Annotated in this window: 15 protein-coding genes; 1 reads left to right on the top strand and 14 read right to left on the bottom strand. The window is 69.0% G+C overall.

Annotated elements, in window-relative coordinates:
• Positions 1 to 51: 51 nt before the first annotated feature.
• On the bottom strand, positions 52 to 1,392 hold the full coding sequence (gene hisS, locus ACQE3C_RS00630) for a histidine--tRNA ligase (protein ID WP_434537257.1): 1,341 nt from the start codon (positions 1,390 to 1,392) through the stop codon (positions 52 to 54).
• 156 nt (positions 1,393 to 1,548) lie between these two features.
• Here hisS and ACQE3C_RS00625 point away from each other — a divergent pair, with 156 nt between their 5' ends.
• On the top strand, positions 1,549 to 2,793 hold the full coding sequence (locus ACQE3C_RS00625; RefSeq protein WP_434537256.1) for a DUF349 domain-containing protein: 1,245 nt from the start codon (positions 1,549 to 1,551) through the stop codon (positions 2,791 to 2,793).
• A gap of 3 nt (positions 2,794 to 2,796) precedes the next feature.
• Here ACQE3C_RS00625 and ACQE3C_RS00620 read toward each other — a convergent pair whose 3' ends face one another.
• From ACQE3C_RS00620 to priA, 13 genes are all read right to left on the bottom strand, one after another.
• Complete coding sequence (locus ACQE3C_RS00620; RefSeq protein ID WP_434537255.1) at positions 2,797 to 5,115, bottom strand: RelA/SpoT family protein; 2,319 nt, start codon at positions 5,113 to 5,115, stop codon at positions 2,797 to 2,799.
• A 55-nt stretch (positions 5,116 to 5,170) separates the two neighbouring features.
• A complete protein-coding gene (locus ACQE3C_RS00615; protein WP_434537254.1) occupies positions 5,171 to 6,262 on the bottom strand; it encodes a potassium channel family protein in 1,092 nt (363 codons plus the stop codon).
• A 6-nt stretch (positions 6,263 to 6,268) separates the two neighbouring features.
• Positions 6,269 to 6,799, bottom strand: a complete 531-nt coding sequence (locus tag ACQE3C_RS00610; protein WP_434537253.1) for an adenine phosphoribosyltransferase — start codon at positions 6,797 to 6,799, stop codon at positions 6,269 to 6,271.
• A gap of 2 nt (positions 6,800 to 6,801) precedes the next feature.
• The gene (secF, locus tag ACQE3C_RS00605; protein ID WP_434537565.1) at positions 6,802 to 7,977 is read right to left on the bottom strand and encodes a protein translocase subunit SecF; all 1,176 of its coding nucleotides are present in this window, start codon (positions 7,975 to 7,977) and stop codon (positions 6,802 to 6,804) included.
• Between the two features lie 411 nt (positions 7,978 to 8,388).
• Positions 8,389 to 10,044, bottom strand: coding sequence for a protein translocase subunit SecD (gene secD / locus ACQE3C_RS00600; protein ID WP_434537252.1), 1,656 nt, complete (start codon positions 10,042 to 10,044; stop codon positions 8,389 to 8,391).
• A 3-nt stretch (positions 10,045 to 10,047) separates the two neighbouring features.
• Positions 10,048 to 10,437, bottom strand: coding sequence for a preprotein translocase subunit YajC (yajC, locus tag ACQE3C_RS00595; protein ID WP_434537251.1), 390 nt, complete (start codon positions 10,435 to 10,437; stop codon positions 10,048 to 10,050).
• A gap of 39 nt (positions 10,438 to 10,476) precedes the next feature.
• Positions 10,477 to 11,499 (bottom strand): Holliday junction branch migration DNA helicase RuvB, encoded by a 1,023-nt coding sequence (gene ruvB, locus ACQE3C_RS00590; RefSeq protein WP_434537250.1) that lies wholly within the window; start codon positions 11,497 to 11,499, stop codon positions 10,477 to 10,479.
• A gap of 22 nt (positions 11,500 to 11,521) precedes the next feature.
• The gene (ruvA, locus tag ACQE3C_RS00585; RefSeq protein WP_434537249.1) at positions 11,522 to 12,133 is read right to left on the bottom strand and encodes a Holliday junction branch migration protein RuvA; all 612 of its coding nucleotides are present in this window, start codon (positions 12,131 to 12,133) and stop codon (positions 11,522 to 11,524) included.
• On the bottom strand, positions 12,126 to 12,668 hold the full coding sequence (ruvC, locus tag ACQE3C_RS00580) for a crossover junction endodeoxyribonuclease RuvC (RefSeq protein WP_434537564.1): 543 nt from the start codon (positions 12,666 to 12,668) through the stop codon (positions 12,126 to 12,128). The genes ruvA and ruvC overlap by 8 nt, the downstream gene beginning before the upstream one ends.
• 13 nt (positions 12,669 to 12,681) lie before the next feature.
• A complete protein-coding gene (locus tag ACQE3C_RS00575; RefSeq protein WP_434537248.1) occupies positions 12,682 to 13,452 on the bottom strand; it encodes a YebC/PmpR family DNA-binding transcriptional regulator in 771 nt (256 codons plus the stop codon).
• Positions 13,453 to 13,511: 59 nt separating this feature from the next.
• Positions 13,512 to 14,504 carry a GNAT family N-acetyltransferase gene (locus tag ACQE3C_RS00570; RefSeq protein WP_434537247.1) on the bottom strand — a complete coding sequence of 331 codons (993 nt, stop codon included), beginning with the start codon at positions 14,502 to 14,504 and terminating at the stop codon, positions 13,512 to 13,514.
• Positions 14,505 to 14,615: 111 nt separating this feature from the next.
• Positions 14,616 to 16,979 carry an HAD-IB family hydrolase gene (locus ACQE3C_RS00565; RefSeq protein WP_434537246.1) on the bottom strand — a complete coding sequence of 788 codons (2,364 nt, stop codon included), beginning with the start codon at positions 16,977 to 16,979 and terminating at the stop codon, positions 14,616 to 14,618.
• Entirely contained in the window at positions 16,979 to 17,704 is a 726-nt protein-coding gene (priA, locus tag ACQE3C_RS00560; protein ID WP_434537563.1) for a bifunctional 1-(5-phosphoribosyl)-5-((5-phosphoribosylamino)methylideneamino)imidazole-4-carboxamide isomerase/phosphoribosylanthranilate isomerase PriA, read from the bottom strand. The genes ACQE3C_RS00565 and priA overlap by 1 nt, the downstream gene beginning before the upstream one ends.
• Between the last annotated feature and the right edge of the window lie 23 nt (positions 17,705 to 17,727).

Raw genomic sequence — 17,727 nt, 5'->3', positions numbered from 1 at the left:
CCCCGCATAGACGGTGCGGGGCGCGAGTTGTCGTGTGGTGCCGGGCCCAGACTAGTCGACCTGGCCGGCGGGCAGCACCCGCAGCCAGCGGTCCTCGGCCGAGGGCTGCCAGGTGGTGGCGTCGGCCTCGACCTGGTCGCCGCTGCGAATGTCCTTGACCTGCCCCTGCAGCCCCCCGAACCAGACGAAGGGGATGCCGCGGCGGTCGGCCTGGCGAATCTGCTTGCCGAACTTGTCGGGCTTGGAGGCCACCTCGCAGGGAATGTCGCGGGCCCGCAGGGCGGCGGCCACGGCCAGTGCCGTGGGGCGCCCGGCCTCGTCGTCCACCGCCACGAAGACGGCACTGGGCACCTGGCGCGAGGCCTGCAAGGCCTGCCGGGCCAGCAGCGGCATCAGGATGCGGGTGACGCCGATGGTCAGCCCGACCCCGGGGAAGGTGACCTTGCCGTCGGAGGCCAACGAGTCATAGCGCCCGCCCGCCGAGACCGAGCCGATCGACTCCCAGCCGACCAGTTCGGTCTCGAAGACGCTGCCGGTGTAGTAGTCGAGCCCCCGGGCGATGCGCAGGTCGGCGACGATGCGCCCCGGGAAGCGGGCCGAGACCTGCGAGACGAGGTCGGCCAGCTCGGCGATGCCCTCCTCGAGCAGGTCATTGCTGATGCCCAGCGCCCGCACCTGCTCGGCGAAGGACGCATCGGGGGTTCGGATCGCGGCCAGCGCCAGCACCGCCTCACGCTGCTGCGCATCCAGACCCAGTTCGTCGGCCAACAGCGCATCGACGCCCGCGGCCCCGATCTTGTCGAGCTTGTCGACCCGCTGGATCACGGCCAGCGGGTCGTCGACGCCGAGCCCGGTGTAGAAGCCCTGGGCCAGCTTGCGGTTGTTGGCGTGCATCAGCACCGGCGGCAGGCCGAGGTCGACGTGCAGCTTCTCCAGCGCCTCCAGCGCGACCAGGACGACCTCGACGTCGTGATGGGTCGGCAGCGTGTCCTGGCCGACGATGTCGATGTCGGCCTGGCAGAACTCGCGGTAGCGCCCCTCCTGCGGGCGCTCGCCGCGCCACGCCTTCTGGATCTGGTGGCGGCGGAAGGGGAAGACCAGGTGGCCGGCATTCTCCAGCACGTAGCGCGCGAACGGCACGGTCAGGTCGAAGTGCAGCCCCAGCTCGGCCGCGTCGTCCGGGTCGGCGTGCAGCCGCTGGACGGTGTAGACCTCCTTGGTGATCTCACCCTTGCGCGACAGTTGGTCCAGGGGTTCCACCGCCCGGGTCTCGATGCGCCCGAAACCATGCAGGGCGAAGGTGTGGCGCAAGCTGTCCTGGACGGCGGCCTCGATGGCCGACTGGGCGGGCAGGAACTCGGGGAATCCCGACAGGGGCTTGGGGCGTGCCACGACAATCCTCACGATTCGATCACGGGTTGACGGCCACCCGAACGGGTGCGTCAGCGCCCCAGCCTATCGCCCAGCAGGCGTGATCCGGCAGCCAGAATTGCGTCCGTGACCTGCCCGGGTGTGCCGAGACCACCCTTGATCAGGCAAGATGAACCCATGAGCGAAACGACACGTCCCCATGACTTCGGTCGGGTGGACCCGGATGGAACCGTCTACGTCACCACCGCCGAAGGAGAACGCAGCGTCGGCCAGGTCCCCGATGTGGAACCTGCTGAGGCGTTGGAATTCTTCGTCAGGCGCTATCGCTCACTGGAGACCGAGGTTGACCTGTTGACGACCCGCGTGGGGTCGGGTGCGGTGAACCCGGAGGAGGCGCGCCGCTCCATCAAGACCCTGCGCGACCACATCACCGAGGCCAACGCCGTCGGCGACCTGGTCGGCCTGCTGACCCGATTGGACGCGCTGGAGCCCAGCCTCGCTGCGGCCAGCGAACAGCGCAAGGCCGAGAAGGCCGCCGCCCACGCCCGCACCAAAGAAGCCAAGGAGGCGATGGTCGCCGAAGCCGAGAAGCTGTCCCAGGGCAATGACTGGCGTGGCGGGGTGAACCGGTTCCGGGCGCTGCTCGAGGAGTGGAAGGCGCTGCCACGCATCGACCGCACCACCGATGACGAGTTGTGGCACCGGTTCAGTTCGGCGCGCACGACCTACACCCGCCGTCGCAAGGCCCAGTTCGCCGAGCAGAACGAGGTCCGCGCCGCCGCCCAGGCCAAGAAGGAAGCGATCATCGCCGAGGCCCGGACGCTGGCCGACTCCACCGACTGGGGCCCGACCTCCGGTGCCTTCCGTGACCTGATGGCCCGCTGGAAGGCCGCCGGGGCTGCCCCGCGCAATGTCGAGGACAAGCTGTGGACCGAGTTCCGGGCCATCCAGGACACGTTCTTCAACGCCCGCACCGCGGCCCAGTCCGAGCAGGACGCCGAGTTCCAGACCAACCTGGTCGCCAAGCTCGAGCTGCTCGAGCAGGCCGAGGCCGAGATCCTGCCGGTGAGCGACCTGGAGGCTGCCCGGGCAGGCTTCCGGGACTTCCTCGGCAAGTTCAACGAGCTCGGCAAGGTGCCCCGCGACTCGATCCGCAGCGTGGACGACCGCGTCCGCAAGCTGGAACGGGCCGTGAAGGAGGCCGAGGAGGCGGAGTGGAAGCGCACCGACCCCGAGGCCCGCGAACGCGCCCAGGACACCGTGAACATGTTCACCGCGCAGATCGAGAAGCTCGAGAAGCAGGCCGCCGAGGCCGAGGCGGCCGGGAACCAGAAGAAACTGCGTGAGGCCCGCAACTCGATCGCTGCCTGCCAGAGCTGGCTCGACCAGGCGAAGGCGACCCTGGCGGAATTCAGCGCCTGAGCGTCACTGCCCGACCCGGTAGACGTCGTAGATGCCGGGGATCTTCTTGATCAGGTTGACCACGTGATCGAGGTGGCGCGGGTCAGCCGCCTCGAAGGTCAGCTTGATCTTGAAGAGCTGGTCGCGGGTGGCGGCCATGGACACCGAGACGATGTTGATGTGCTGGTCGGCCAGCAGCTTGGTGACGTCGCTGAGCATGCCGGCCCGGTCGAGTCCCTCGATCTGGATGGCGACCAGGAACGACTGGCTCTTGCCGACCGCCCAGCTCACCTCGACAATGCGCTCGGGCTGCTGCAGCAGGTTCGACACGTTGGTGCAGTCCCGCCGGTGCACCGAGACCCCTTCGCCGCGGGTGACGAAGCCGACGATCGTGTCCCCCGGCAGCGGGGTGCAACACTTGGCGAGCTTCACCCACACAGACGGGTCACCGGCGACCTCGATGCCCACATCATTGGCCGGACGACGCCGCCGCGCCGAGCTGATCGACTCCTCCTCGAAGACTTCGGCGGCGGTCTCCTCGACCCCTCCCCCGAGCTCAATGAGCTGGTCGACCACGTGCTGGGCACCGACCGACCCCTCCCCGACCGCCGCGTAGAGCGAGTCGATGTCGGTAACCCGCAGGTTCTCGGCGACCGCGGTGAGGTACTCGGCGGTCAGCAGGTGCTTCAGCGGCAGGTTGGAGCGGCGCAGTCGTCGGGCGATCAGGTCCTTGCCGTGCTCGATCGACTCCTCGCGGCGCTCGCGGGTGAAGTAGTGGCGGATCTTCGACTTGGCCCGGGCCGACTGGACGAAGCTGAGCCAGTCCCGCGAGGGGCCGGCGTTCGGCGCCTTGGAGGTCAGGACCTCCACCACGTCACCGTTGTCGAGCTTCGAGTCGAGGCTGACCAGGCGCTGGTTGACGCGCGCCCCGATCGTCCGGTTGCCGACCTCGGTGTGCACGGCGTAGGCGAAGTCGACCGGGGTGGAGTTGATCGGCAGGGCCATCACGTCACCCTTGGGGGTGAAGACGTAGACCTCGGCGGAGTTGATCTCGAAGCGCAGTGAGTCGAGGAACTCGCCGGGGTCGTCGGCCTCGTGGGACCACTGGTTCAGTGAGTGCACCCAGCTGAGGTCGGTCTGTTCGACCGGACGATTGCCCTGCTTGTACTTCCAGTGCGCCGCCACGCCGAACTCGGCGCGCCGGTGCATGTCGTGGGTGCGGATCTGCAATTCGACCGGCTTGTGGCCCGGCCCCAGCACCGTCGTGTGCAGTGACTGGTACATGTTGAACTTCGGCAGCGCGATGTAGTCCTTGAACCGGCCCGGCAGCGGGCTCCAGCGTTCGTGCATGACACCCAGCACCTGGTAGCACTCGGCCGGGGTCTGCACCAGGATGCGAATGCCGACCAGGTCGTAGATGTCGCTGAACTCGCGGCCGCGCACGACCATCTTCTGGTAGATCGAGTAGTAGTGCTTGGGCCGGCCGTAGACGGTGGCCTTGATGCCGGCCTCCTTCAGGTCGGCCTGGATCTGGCCGATGACCTGGCGCAGCTGCGAGTCGCGCTTGGGGGCCTGCTCGGCGACCATGTGCACGATCTCGTCGTAGATCTTGGGCTGCATGGCCGCGAAGGCCAGGTCCTCCAGTTCCCACTTGACGGTGTTCATGCCCAGCCGGTGGGCCAGCGGCGCGAAGATCTCGAGGGTTTCGCGGGCGATGCGGCTCTGCTTGTCCGGCCGCAGGAAGCCGAGGGTGCGCATGTTGTGCAGCCGGTCGGCCAGCTTGATGACCAGGACGCGGATGTCGCGGCTCATCGCGATCACCATCTTGCGCAGGGTCTCGGCCTTCGCCGAGTCACCGTAGGTGACCTTGTCGAGCTTGGTCACCCCGTCAACCAGGGCCGCGACCTCCTCACCGAAGTCGGCGGTCAGCTGCTCCATGGTGTAGCTGGTGTCCTCGACGGTGTCGTGCAGCAGGGCGGCGCACAGCGTCGGTTCGGTCATGCCCAGTTCGGCCAGGATCAGCGTCACGGCCAGGGGGTGGGTGATGTAGGGGTCGCCGGACTTGCGCAATTGCCCGCGGTGGTAGTGCTCCGCGGTGCGGTAGGCACGTTCCACCATACTCAGGTCGGCCTTGGGGTGGTTGGTCCGGATGACGTTGAACAGCGGGTCGAGCACGGCCGACTGCGGTGACTTGACCGCACCCAGCCGGGCGAGTCGCTGGCGCATCCGCAGGCGGGGCTGTTCGGGGCTGGCGGCGAACTTCGGGGCCGGGCTGGCCGGGCTGGGTTGCGATGCGGGCGCCGACGCTTCCGGGCGCGCCTCGGAGGTCTGGTCAGTACTCATGGTGCCCTCCTCCGTTGCGCGCAGAATGCCAGTCTAACGACTCGAGTCCAGCGCGCTAGAAGTCGTCGTCGCTGCTGATCACCGGCTGCTGCCCCGCGGCGGCGGCGCGGCGCACGATCACCAGCCGGTCACCGGCCTGCAGGGAGTTGACGGTCGAGTCGAAGTAGCGGCGCAGCGTGTCGTTGCGAATGACGGCCAGCACCCGTTCCCCCTCGACCTGGCGGGGGTTCAACCCGACCTCGTCGGCGGTGACCTGACGCTCGGAGACCTCGAGCCCCTCACCGTTGGACAACAGGTCCTCCATCACGGCGCCGACGTGCGGGTTGACGCTGGACAGGCCCATCAGCCGACCGACAGCATCGGAGCTGGTGACCACCTGGTCGGCACCGGACTGGCGCAGCAGCGGCACGTTCTCCTGTTCGCGCACCGCCACCACGATGTGGGCCCGTGGGTTGAGCTGGCGCACGGTGAGCACGGTGAGGATGGCAGCGGCGTCCCGGTCGAGGGTGATGATCACCTCACGGGCTTTGGTGATCTCGGCGCGGCGCAGCAGGTCACGTTCGGTGGCATCACCGTGGAAGGCTGCCAGGCCGTCGTGGTTGGCCGAGGCCACCGCGCTGGCGTCGTCGTCGATGACCACGACCTTGTCCTTGCTGATGTTGTGGCGCAGCAGGGTGGCGACCGCACTTCGGCCCTTGGTGCCGTAGCCGATGACGACGGTGTGGTTGCGCATGGTCTTCCTCCAGGCAGAGTCACGCAGGCCCCGACGACCCTCATTGGCCAGCACTTCCAGGGTGGTGCCGACCAGCACGACCAGGAAGCTGATGCGCAGCGGGGTGACCAGCAGGGCGTTGATCAGGCGGGCGTGGGGTGCCAGCGGGGTGATGTCGCCGTACCCGGTGGTGGTGACGGTGACCGTCGAGTAGTACAGGGCATCGATGAAGCTGACCCCGTCACCGGCGACATTGTCGACGTAGGCCTCCCGGTCGAGCCACACGATCAGCGTGGAGGCCAGCAGCAGCGCCATGGCCAGCAGGAAGCGGCGCAGCAGCTCGGTGATCGGGCTGCGGGTCTGGCGCTGCGGGAGGCTGACCAGGTCCAGGTCGCGCCAGCCCTGCCGCCTACCGCGCGATGCCGATCGGGCCATCGGGAATCAGACGATCAGGACCGGCGAGCAGGTGTCGATGCCGTCGGCGAGCAGGCGTTCGCGCCCACCGAGGTAGCCCAGCTCCATGACGACACCCACGTGGACGAGCTCGGCGCCCAGCTGGCGCAGCAGGCCGGCGGTGGCGCTGATGGTGCCACCGGTGGCCAGCACGTCGTCGACCACCATCACCCGCGACCCGGGCCGGATGGCGTCGGTGTGCACGGTCAGGGTCTCATGGCCGTACTCGAGCGCGAAGGACTCCTCGTAGACCGCACGCGGCAGCTTGCCGGGCTTGCGCACCGGCACGAAGCCGGCGTGCAACCGCAGCGCCACGGGGGCGGCGAAGATGAACCCACGGGCCTCCATGCCGACCACCACGTCGATGCGCTCGGGGGCGCCGTCGACCAGGGCCGCCACGGTGGCCTCGAAGCCGTCGGGTGAGGCCAGCAGCGGGGTGATGTCCTTGAAGGTGACACCCGGCTTCGGGAAGTCGGGGACGTCGCGGATCAGCGACTTGATCAGCTCCACATCGGCCACGGTCAGTTCCTCCGTCGTCCTCGCGACTGGCGGCGGGGCTGCCGTCGGGTCGCTGCCACCTCGGCGCGGTCGTCCTCAGGGCCGTCGAGGTCGTCGACCTCGATGCCCTCGACCTCGACACCCTCGAGTTCCCAGGGGTCCTCACCAACCTCGTTGAGGATCACCTCGGGGCCACCGCGGGTGCCCTTGGCGGCGTCGTCCTCGTCCTGTTCTGCCGAGTCTGCCACTTCGGCGACGCTCTGCATGGAACCACGGGCATGACGCGCGGTGCGTCGTCCGAGCTTCTCGCGGTGCTTGACCATCTCGGGCTCACGCTCACGCAGCTGCGCGAGCAGCGGGGCGGCGATGAAGATCGAGGAGTAGGCACCGGCGATCATGCCGACGAACAGCGCCAGGCCGAGGTCCTCGAGCGGGCCGGGGCCCATGAAGAAGGTGGCTGCCACCAGGATGGCGGCCACCGGCAGCACGCCGATGACGGTGGTGTTGATCGAGCGCACCAGCACCTGGTTGACGGCCAGGTTGGCCTGCTCGCTGTAGGTGTGCTTCTGCTTGGTGATGTCCTTGACGTTCTCGCGGACCTTGTCGAAGACCACCACGGTGTCGTAGAGGGAGTAGCCGAGGATGGTCAGCACACCGATCAGGGACGCCGGGCTCACGGTCAACCCGAGCACCGAGTAGATGCCGATGGTCAACACCAGGTCGTGCACGAGTGCCACCAGGGCCGCGACCGACATCTTCCAGTCACGGAAATAGGCCCAGATCATCAACGCGACGAGCACCAGGAAGACCACCAGGGCCTGGATGCCCCGTTCAGTAATCTGCTGGCCCCACGAGGCGCCGACGGTCGAATAGGCCACGTCATCGACGCTCACGCCCACGAACTGGGCCAGCGCCGTGCGGACGGTGACGACCTCTTCGGGGGTCATGGTGCGGGTCTGGACACGCGCGGAATGGTCACCGATGGTGACCACCGAGGTGCCGTCGAGCTCGCTCAGCCCGGTGTCCTCGACGACCCTGCCCAGCTCGTTGGGGGTGCTGGAGGTGACGGTGACCGGCACGGTGAACACGGTGCCGCCCTGGAACTCGATGCCCAGGTTGAGCCCGCGGAACAGCATCGACGCCAGGCAGATCAGCAGCAGCACGCCGCTGATCGTGTACCACCGCTTGCGGTGGCCCATGAAGTCGATCGAGGTCTCACCGGTGTAGAGGCGGTGGGCCAGGCCGGGGTGTTCCTTGACCTGGTCATGGCGGGGAACCTTGGTGGAACGGGACTTCGTGGCTGTGGCCGAGCCCGACTTGGCACTGCTGGAGCGTCGACGGCTGCTGCCGGTGGCATCGCGCAGGGCGCTGGCGCCCGAGGACTTGTCGGTTTTCGAGGTCCGGCTCGTCCGGGTGGGCTTCTCGTCGGCGTCGTCGGGCTCTTCGGCGTCGACCACGTCTTCGGCGGCGTCCACGTCTTCGGTGTCCAGCTCGTCGTCGACGACCTCCTCGACGAGCTCCTCGTCGACGACCTCGGGCTCAGCCACGACCTTGATGGTGGTGCTGGGCTTGCGCGGCGGACGGTTCGACTTGCGGCGGGCCATCATGGCTCAGGCCTCCTTCGCGGTGAGCTTGCGGCGGCGACCCATCAGGGAGGCCCGGCTGACGCCCATGTGGCGCGGGGACAGGCCCGAGAACGGACCGCCCTGACCGAAGTACTTGGTGCGTCCGAGCACGGTCATCAGTGGCTTGGTGAAGAAGAACACGATGACGACGTCGATGACGGTGGTGACGCCCAAGGTGAAGGCGAAACCGCGCACCGAGCCGACGGCCAGGATGAACAGCACGACCGCCGACAGCAGCGAGACCATGTCAGAGATCAGGACCGTGTACTTGGCCTTGCGCCAGCCGGTCTCGATGGCCGTCTTCAGCGACCTGCCCTCACGGACCTCGTCCCGTATTCGTTCGAAGTAGATGATGAAGGAGTCTGCTGTCACGCCGATCGCCAGGATGGCACCGGCCAGGCCGGGCAGGTTCAACGCGAAGCCCACCGCCTCACCCAGCAGCACGATCACCGGGTACGAGATGGCCACGGCCATCGCCAGCGAGGCGATCACGATGATCGACAGCGCGCGGTAGTAGGCGATCGAGTAGATCACGACCAGCGCCAGGCCGATGATGCCGGCGATGATGGCGCCGCGCAGCTGTTCGCCACCGAGGCTGGCCGACACGTTGTCGACGCTGGAGATCTCGAAGGACAGCGGCAGGGCGCCGTACTTGAGCACGTTGGCCAGCTCATTGGCGGTCTGCTCGTTGAAGCTGCCGCTGATCTCGGCGTTGCCGCCGGGGATCACCTGCGAGACCGAGGGAGCCGAGATGACCCGACCGTCCAGCACGATCGCGAACTGGTTCATCGGGGAGGTCTGGGTCGACAGGTAGGTGGTGTTGGCGGTGAAGGCCTGGGTGCCGGCGTCGTCGAAGTCGAGGGTGACGACCCAGTTGAACTGGCCCTGCGGGATGCCGGCGCCGGCATTGTCGACATTCTCGCCGGGGATGACCTCGGGGCCGAGCAGGTACTTGTAGCCGGTGGAGTCACAGGCGAAGAAGGGCTCACTGGAGACCATGGTGAAGTCGTCGACGCACATCCAGGTCTGGAACTCGGCCAGGTCCTTCTCGCTGGGAGTCCAGTCGATGGCCTCCTGGTAGCTCAGCGGGGTCTCCGGCTCGGTGGTGGCGCGCGGGGTTTCCTCCGGCGCCGGGCTGGTGGGCAGGCCGGGCGGCCCGTCGGTGATGATCGCGGTCGGCAGCCCCGGCGGCACGTCGGTCGGCTCGCTGGAGGGGGTCGCACCCGGGGTGGAGTCGGTCTCGGTGGGCAGCGGCCCGCCGACGTCGACCTGGTAGACGTTGCGGAACGACAGCTTCGCGGTCTGGCCGACCAGGCGGATCAGCTCGTCACGCTGCATGTTGGGCACGCTGACCACGATGTTGCGGTCGCCCTGGGTGGTCACCTCGGCCTCACCGACACCGAGGCCGTCGACGCGCTGCTGGATGATGTTGCGCGCCTGCTCGAGGCTGGTGGACGAGATCGAGCCCGACCCGGACACGTTGGAGGCGGTCAGGGTGATGGTGGTACCGCCGCGCAGGTCCAGGCCCAGCCTGGGCGTCCAGACCTTCGCTGCGGCCATCAGGCCGTAGAGGGAAGCGACGAGGAGCAGGAAGACGATCAGGTTCAACCCTGGTCGGTAACGCCTGGAGGACGCGGCCACTGGTCAGTACCCCTTGTTCTGTTCGGTGCCGTTCTGTTCCGTGCCGTACTGTTCGGTGCCCTCGATGCCCTCACCCTCGAGGACGGGTTCGTCCTCGAGCACAGGGACTTCGTCCTCGTACTCGAACTCCTCGTCCTCGGCGCGCACGATGGCGCCGATGGCCTGCTTGAGCACGGTCACCTCGACCCCGGGGGCCAGTTCCACGATGACCTGCCGGTCACCGAGGTGCTTGATGGTGGCGAGCATGCCTGAACTCAGCTGCACCCGCGAACCCACCTCCAGGCTGTTGCGCAGTTCCTGCTGGGCCGCCACCTGCTTGCGCATCGGGCGAATCATGAGGAAGTAGAAGAACAGAACTGCGGCGAGGATCAGAAGGATCGTATCCAGTGGCATGCGTGTGGGCTCCTGTGGGCTTGACCAAACGGGGTAAGACTACCCGAACAAATCCGGGTTCTCCGGACGAGGCGGTCGCAGTCCCAAATGGTGCCAGCCCGCCGGGGTCGCCACCCGCCCACGGGGGGTGCGCATCAGGAAGCCCAGCCGGACCAGGAACGGCTCGGCGACCTCCTCGACGGTCTCGGTCTCCTCGGCGACGCTGATCGCCAGCGTGGACAGGCCCACCGGCCCGCCACCGAACTTGGTGCACAGCGCCTCCAGCACCGCCCGGTCGAGTCGGTCCAGCCCCAGCGCGTCCACCTCGTAGAGGTCGAGGGCGGCGTGGACGATGTCGAGGTCCACGTGGCCGCTGCCGTGCACCTGGGCGTAGTCACGCACCCGGCGCAGCAGGCGGTTGGCGATGCGGGGGGTTCCCCGGGAACGCGAGGCCACCTCTGCCCCGGCCTCGGGGTCGAGGTCGACCTCGAGCAGGGTGGCCGAGCGGGTGAGGATGCGGTGCAGGTCCTCGGGCTCGTAGTAGTCGAGGGTGGCGGTGAAACCGAACCGGTCGCGCAGCGGGCTGGGCAGCATGCCGGCGCGGGTGGTCGCCCCGACCAGGGTGAACGGGGGCAGGTCGATCGGGATGGCGGTGGCGCCCGGGCCCTTGCCGATGACCACGTCGACCCGGAAGTCCTCCATGGCCATGTAGAGCATTTCCTCGGCGGGTCGCGACATGCGGTGGATCTCGTCGAGGAAGAAGACCTCGCCCTCGACCAGGCCGGACAGGATCGCGGCCAGGTCCCCGGCGTGCTGGATGGCCGGCCCCGACGACATCCGCAGCGGGGCACCCATTTCGGCGGCGATGATCATGGCCAGGGTGGTCTTGCCCAGCCCCGGCGGCCCGCTGAGCAGTACGTGGTCGGGGGTGGCACCGCGGTGGCGGGCGGCCTCCAGCACGAGTCCCAACTGGTCGCTGACCCGCTGCTGGCCGGAGAAATCGGCCAGCCTCGAGGGCCGCAGCGCCTGTTCGGCAGCCCTCTCCTCCGGTTCGAGGGTGGGGTCGAGCGGGGAATGGGTCATGGCCTCGAAACTACCTTCCACCTCAGCGGGCCAGCGAACGCAGCGCCGCCCGCATCAGCGAAGCCACCGACACCGACGGGTCCTCCTCGACCAGCGGAGCCACCCGCTCGCACGCCGTCTCGGCGTCACGCGCCGACCAGCCCAGGCCCTGCAGGCCCTCGGAGACCTGTTCACGCCACGCTTCGGCAGCCCCGCGCGGTTCCTGCACGACGCCGGACGAGCTGCGCCCACCGAGGACGAGCACCTTGTCCTTGAGTTCGATGATCATCTTCTGGGCACCCTTGGGGCCCAGGCCGGGCACCGAGGTGAGCCGCTTGACGTCCCCGGCGGTGATGGCGGCCGCCAGGTCACCCGGGGCCAGCACCGAGACGATCGCCAACGCCAGCTTCGGCCCGACGCCGGAGGCGGTCTGGACCAGTTCGAAGGCGTCGCGTTCGTCCTCGGCGGCAAAGCCGTAGAGGGTGAGGGAGTCCTCCCGGGTGACCAGGGTGGTGAACAGGGAGCACTCCTGCCCGGGGCGGACGCCGGCGGCGGTGGCCGGGGTGCACCAGGCCCGCAGGCCGAGCCCGCCGGTCTGGACGACGACCCAGTTGGGCCCGGCGGCGGCCGTGGTGCCGGTGAGTCGGTCAATCACGGCGGGTTCCCCTCGGGTAGCGGGTGGGGCGGGCGCGGGCGGCGGCGACCAGTTCGGCGTACCGGTTGGTGGCGGTGCCCCGCCAGACATGGGTGATGGCCAGCGCCACGGCATCGGCGGCGTCGGCGGGGGTCGGTGGTGCGTCCAGTCGGCAGATGCGTGCCACCATGGCACCGACCTGGGCCTTGTCGGCCCGCCCGCTGCCGGTGATGGCGGCCTTCACCTCACTGGGGGTGTGCAGCACGACCGGGATCGCGTGGCGGGCGGCGACCAGCATGGCGATACCGGCGGCCTGGGCGGTGCCCGTGACCGAGTGCAGGTTGTGCTGGGCGAAGACCCGTTCCACCGCAATGGCGTCGGGGCGGGTCCGAGCCACCCACTCCTGGAGCCCCTCTTCGATCCGCAGCAGGCGCAGGGCGTGGTCCAGGTCGGCCGGGGTGCGCACGACGCCGCAGTCGATGAACTCCGGGGGGCGCCCCACGACGCCCTCGACCACCCCCACACCGCAGCGGGTCAGGCCGGGGTCGACCCCCAGGACACGCACCGGATCACTCCTCCTCGAGCTGGGAGGCGATGTCCTCAGGGATGTCGACGTTGGTGTAGACGTTCTGGACGTCGTCGGAGTCCTCGAGGGCATCGATGACGCGGAACAGCTTCTGGGCCTCGTCCACCGACGTCAGCGGCTGGTCGAAGTCGGCGCGGAACTCGACCTCGGCCGAGTCGTAGTCGAGGTTGGCAGCCTGGACGGCCTGGCGCACCGCGACCACCTGGGCCGGGTCGGAGACGATCTCGAGGGTGTCACCCAGGTCGATGACGTCCTCGGGTTCGGCGTCGATGGTGGCCTCGAGCACGTCGTCCTCGCTGACCTGGCGGCCGTCCTGGTCCTTGGGGACGATGACGATGCCCTTGCGGGCGAAGATGCGCTGCACCGAGCCGCCGTCGGCCATGGTGGCACCGTTGCGCGTGACCGCGACCCGCACGTCGGAGATGGCCCGGTTGCGGTTGTCGGTGAGGCACTCGATGAGGATGGCGACCCCGGCCGGGCCGTAGGCCTCGTACATCACGGTGTCGTAGTTGGCGCCCTCACCGTCGGCACCCGAACCGCGCTTGACGGCGCGGTCGATGTTGTCGTTGGGCACCGAGCTCTTCTTGGCCTTCTGGATGGCGTCGTAGAGGGTGGGGTTGCCGGCAGGGTCCCCACCGCCGATGCGCGCCGCCACCTCGACGTTCTTGACGAGCTTGGCGAACAGTTTGCCGCGCTTGGCGTCAATGACGGCCTTCTTGTGCTTGGTCGTGGCCCATTTGGAGTGACCTGCCATGGGGGCGCCCCTTTCCAGACTGCGCACACCCCGGTTGCGGGTGTGTCCGGCAGTCCACTCTAGCCGCGTCGCATGCCCATCAGCACCAGCCGCTCCGAGCTGCGGTAGCCGAGCTCGGTGAACAGGCGGAACGCGGCCTCGGCCCGGTCGGCGTCCACCCCCAGCCCCGCCCCCGCCAGCCCGGCGTCGGCGAAACCGCGCAGGGCCGCGGTCAGCACGGCCCGCGCGATGCCTCGTCCGCGCCACTCGGGCACGGTGCCGAGGAACTCGGTCCAGCCCTCGACCAGGGCGTCGTCGGTCTCGCTGTGCTGGCCGGAGCTGATGGCGTAACCGGCCACCGACCCGTCGGCCAACGCCACCCAGGAGCTGACGACGTCGGCGGCGGTGGTCTCCAGGACGTGTTCCCAGACGCTGCGCGAGATCCGCTGGGCGCCGGGCACGGTGGCGAAGGCCCGGTTGTGCGCGGCCCGGACGGCCTCACTGAGCGAGGGTTCGAAGTGCACCAGTTCGATGCCCTCGGGCACCACCAGCGGCAACTCGTGGGGGTCGTGCTCGGCGAACCAGACCCGCATGTCGCTGAACCAGCGTTCGGCCACGAAACCGGCCGATTCCATCTGGGACACCTTGCGGGTCAGCTTCTCGTCCACGTGGGCGCCCAGCCACAGCGGTTCGTCGATGCCGGCCGCCTGCTGCTCCTGCCACCAGGCGACCCCCCGGTCACGCAGCCAGGTGGTGCAGGCGACCCCGATGCTGCGGTAGGTCCACGCGGGGTGGACGGCCCAGTCGAGCCAGTAGCGCAGTTCTCCCTCGCCGACGCGGGGGTGGCCCCACGCGTAGGCGACCACGGAGCCGGTCTGGTCCCGACCGACGGCCGCGTTGCGGGTGGGGTTGGCCTCAGGAGCGTTGAACAGGCCCTGCAGCTGGGTCAGGTCGGTGCGTTCGATGGGGTCGTCCACGTAGTCGGTGGCTTCGCGCAGGGCTGCCAGTTCGGGGAGGTCCGACTCGTCCAGCCAGCTCCACCGCAGGTGGGGTTCCAGGTCAGGTTCAGTCATCAGCCATCAGTTTTCGCAAGGGGGCAAGGGCTCGAAGGATCACCGTTGACCCCTCGAGCCGTGGCACGAGCCTAGCGGACGCGCTCGGGCCGGCAGACGGCGGCCCCGCCGTCACACGGGCAACATTCGTCGTCGGCTGGCGCCGACCGGCCAGTCGACGATCGACCAGCCCTGCTGCCTGGCCGCCCGCAGCAGGCCGACGTCAGGGCTGACGGCCACAGGGTGGCCGACCGCGCGCAGCATGGGCAGGTCGACATGGCTGTCGGCGTAGGCGTAGGCGTCGCGCAGGTCGAGGTTGTTCAGCGCGGCGTAGTGCCGCAGCCAGGCCGAGCGGGACTCACCGACCATGGGCGGGCCCTGCAGGAAGCCGGTGCAGACCCCCTCGGCGTCAACCGACAGTTCACCGGCCACGATCACGTCGAACAGGTCGTCCAGCGGGCGGGTGAAGGGCCGCACCGCCCCGGTCAGCAGCACCGTGGTGTGACCGGCCTCGCGGTGCTCCTTGATGCGGGCCAGGGCGTCAGGGGCGATCCGGTCGGCAAAGAAGTCGGCGAGCCGGTCGTCGACGATCTCTTCCAGGTGGGCCAGTGGCATGCCCTCGAAGCGGCGGTAGAGCGCCCGCAGGAAGTCGCTGCGGTCGCGCCGCTCGGCGCCCAGGTAACCGGGCAGCCGGGTCAGCACGCCGGCGAACTCGCGGGCCTTGTCGATCGGGCCCAGTTCGGGCAGCCGCGCGGCCAGATAGGTCTCGACGACATTGGTGGCGATGACCGTGCCGTCCAGGTCGAAGGCGGCGATGGTCGGACGAGTGCCCGGCTTGAGCTCGCGGTAGGTGGTGGCCCGGGCCTCGCGTCGCTTGCGGGCATTCTCGAGGCGCTGGACCGGTTCCAGGATGGCCGGCGCATGGATCTGCTGCAGGTAGGTGGGCCAGTCGACGTCGGCGGAGTCAAAGCCGAAGGCCTCCACGTCGGCCGGGTCCAGATTGTGGTGCAGGGCCAGGGTGCGGTCGTCGACGAAGTGCAACTGCGACTGCAGGTATTCCCCGTAGAGCGACAGGTACTTGCGGTAGAAGGCGAGCCGGTCGGTCTGCTTGTCCAGGGCGATGGCGGCCTTGCGGGTGGTCTGCGAACGTGGCGCCAGGTTGAGCAGTCGGTTGCCCCAGCGGGTGCCGAACTCGCCGAGCCGGATCGCCCGTTCGACCGGGGCATGGCCGGGGAATTTCCAAGCGGCGCGGGGCACCTCCTTCCCGTCCAGGACGAAGGGGTGGGCGTTCATGTAGGAGCGCAGGTTCTCGAAGATGCCTTGGAAGGTCAGCGGGTTCCGCGCGCCGGAGTTCGAGTGGTAGAACTCGATGGTGCCGACCTCGGGGTCGGTGGCGCAGACCGCGACGATGGCGTTGACCACGTAGTCGCAGGGAATGATGTCGATGACCGAGTCGGGCGAGGCCGGGAACTCGGGCAGTTCGCCGCGGGCATAGGCCAGGATGATCGGGTCGGCCATCTTGAAGCCCTCGATCCAGCCCGGGTAGGGGTGCTTCAGGGATGACTCGACGATGGCCGGGCGCACGACCGAGACCTTGATGTCCTTGGCGACCTCGGCGACGACCCGCTCCCCCATCGCCTTGGCGAAGGTGTAGACGTCGGTCCAGCCCAGCGAGCGGGCACGTTCGGTGCCGGCGCGGACCAGTTCGTCGCGGATCCATTCCAGGCGGCGGCGCTCGGTGTCGGCTGCCGTGGTGAGGTAGCCGGCCTGCTGGTGCTGGGCCTCGGCCTGCTTGCGCAGCAGGGACAGTTCTTCGGGGCTGCGCGAGCGGCGGCGGATGTGCTCGCCCATCTCGAGGGCGGCCTCGGTCTCGACGCGGTAGTCGACGTCGTGCTCGTGGGCGGCCTCGGGAATCGCGCCACGCCGGCGACCGGCGGTGTAGGCGGTGGAGATGTGCACGTAGTGGGGCACGCGCTCCAGGGTGCCGTCGGGGCCGGTGGCCGATTCGATGAAGCGTTCCAGCAGTGCCTGGGTGCCCAGCACATTGGTGCGGAAGGCATCGTCGATCGGCGGGTCGAAGGAGACGTCACCGGCGCAGTGCACCAGCACATCGATGTCGCGCGGCAGTTCGGGCACGTTGGGCAGATCGCCCTCGATCACCTCGACGCGGGCCTGCTGCAGTTCCTCGGGGCCGCCGGCGGCCTCACGAAGTTCCTTGAAGATGGGCTTGCGCAGCAGCCCGACGACGCGGGTCTGGGCAGTCATCGAGCCCTTGCGGCGCACCAGCACCGAGACGGTGGCCTCGGGCACCTCGGTGAGGATCTTCCACAGCACCTGCTCGCCGATGAACCCGGTGACCCCGGTCAGGGCGATCTTCTTGCCGGCCAGCAGGTCGCGGATGCGCCCGTTCAGGGGCGGCGGCGGCTGCTGCATGACGCCGGTGGTGCCGAAGGTGGCGGCCGGGCCGATCGGTCGGCGCTCGGGCTCAGCATTCATCACAGGTCCTCGGGGTTGGCACCACGCGCCACGGCCAGCGCATCGGTCAGGGTCATGCTGCCCACGTAGAGGGCTGTGCCGACGATGGCACCCTCGACACCGTCCATGTCGCGCAGGCGGGCGATGTCGGCCAGTGTGGTCACCCCGCCGCTGGCGATGACGGCGGCGTCGGTGCGGCTGCAGACGTCGGCGAGCAGGTCGAAGTTCGGGCCGGTCAGCATGCCGTCGCTGGCCACGTCGGTGACCACGTAGCGCCGGCAGCCGGCGGCGTTGAGCCGGTCGATGGTCTCGTGCAGGTCGCCGCCCTCACGAGTCCAGCCGCGGGCGGCGAGCCGGGTGCCCTTCACGTCCAGGCCGATGGCGATCTTGTCGCCGTAGGCCGCGATGATCTGTTCGCACCATTCGGGGTTCTCGAGGGCGGCGGTGCCGATGTTGACCCGGCGGGCACCGGCGTCCAGCGCCCGCTTCAGGGACTCGTCGTCGCGGATGCCGCCGGACAGTTCGACGTGCATGCCGATGCGGCCGGTGATGTCGGTGGTGATCTGGGCGTTGCTGCCCCGGCCGAAGGCGGCGTCGAGGTCGACCAGGTGCAGCCATTCGGCGCCGTCGTTCTTCCAGCGCTGGGCTGCGGCGAGCGGGTCACCGAAAGTCTTCTCACTGCCGGCCACGCCCTGGACGAGCTGGACGGCCTGCCCGGACTGGATGTCTACAGCGGGCAACAACACCAGAGTATTCACGCCCGCGAGCC

Source organism: Aestuariimicrobium sp. Y1814, assembly GCF_050113895.1.
Classification (GTDB): Bacteria; Actinomycetota; Actinomycetes; order Propionibacteriales; family Propionibacteriaceae; genus Aestuariimicrobium.
Note: the sequence above shows the minus strand (reverse complement) of the source record. Positions and strands in the feature narration are given on the sequence as shown.

Excerpts from the sequence above, each read along its gene's own strand:
- ACQE3C_RS00575 (WP_434537248.1), bottom strand. The coding sequence starts at position 13,452 with ATGGCAGGTCACTCCAAATGGGCCACGACCAAGCACAAGAAGGCCGTC.
- ACQE3C_RS00620 (WP_434537255.1), bottom strand. The coding sequence starts at position 5,115 with ATGAGTACTGACCAGACCTCCGAGGCGCGCCCGGAAGCGTCGGCGCCC.
- ruvB (WP_434537250.1), bottom strand. The coding sequence starts at position 11,499 with ATGACCCATTCCCCGCTCGACCCCACCCTCGAACCGGAGGAGAGGGCT.
- secF (WP_434537565.1), bottom strand. The coding sequence starts at position 7,977 with ATGGGCCACCGCAAGCGGTGGTACACGATCAGCGGCGTGCTGCTGCTG.
- ACQE3C_RS00565 (WP_434537246.1), bottom strand. The coding sequence starts at position 16,979 with ATGAATGCTGAGCCCGAGCGCCGACCGATCGGCCCGGCCGCCACCTTC.
- yajC (WP_434537251.1), bottom strand. The coding sequence starts at position 10,437 with ATGCCACTGGATACGATCCTTCTGATCCTCGCCGCAGTTCTGTTCTTC.
- ACQE3C_RS00625 (WP_434537256.1), top strand. The coding sequence starts at position 1,549 with ATGAGCGAAACGACACGTCCCCATGACTTCGGTCGGGTGGACCCGGAT.
- ACQE3C_RS00570 (WP_434537247.1), bottom strand. The coding sequence starts at position 14,504 with ATGACTGAACCTGACCTGGAACCCCACCTGCGGTGGAGCTGGCTGGAC.
- ACQE3C_RS00615 (WP_434537254.1), bottom strand. The coding sequence starts at position 6,262 with ATGGCCCGATCGGCATCGCGCGGTAGGCGGCAGGGCTGGCGCGACCTG.